This window comes from Robiginitalea aurantiaca (assembly GCF_030380815.1).
GTDB lineage: Bacteria > Bacteroidota > Bacteroidia > Flavobacteriales > Flavobacteriaceae > Robiginitalea > Robiginitalea aurantiaca.
Genome location: NZ_JAUDUY010000039.1, coordinates 1 through 524, shown reverse-complemented (window position 1 = coordinate 524; position 524 = coordinate 1). Strand labels below are relative to the sequence as shown.

The following is a 524-nucleotide window of genomic DNA, read 5'->3' as shown; positions in this document are numbered from 1 at the left end:
CCACTGATGTCTACACTCTGGGTTCCCCCAGCGTCTGTCACCGTAAGGTTTGTTCCGTCAAAACCGATTCCCGTATTGTATTCATTAGTCGGATCCGCATCTGCATCGTCTACCAATGAAGAAAGGTCTACCGTTACATCTGTGGTTCCTTCACTTATGGTCAGTACATTGCTACCATCCAAAGCCGCTCCCGTTACATCGTCATCGGCCACCGCATCCACATACGCTTTGGTAGCCGCATCCTGGGCTGCCGTCGGATCTGCAAGGTTGGCTATAGCCGCGCCTCCGGCATCATTGCCTTCTGTAAGTACACTGCCCAGATCCTGGATCTCGTTAGTAGCATCCGCATCCGCATCGTCTACCAGGGAAGAAAGGTCGACAGTAGCTGAGTTTCCGTTCTCTATGTCAATCTGAAGGGAACTGCCCGTCAGGGTTGCACCGGTCAGATCCTGATCGTCGGTGCTTCCCGCGGCAAGGGCATCTATGGCATCCTGCACATTAGCAGCCCCAAGGCCACTGGTCGT

General features: G+C 54.0%; 1 protein-coding gene. It reads right to left on the bottom strand.

From position 1 onward, the window contains the following. Positions 1 to 524, bottom strand: a 524-nt coding sequence (locus tag QU605_RS15345; RefSeq protein WP_289726207.1) for a hypothetical protein, incomplete at both ends; no start/stop codon positions are given.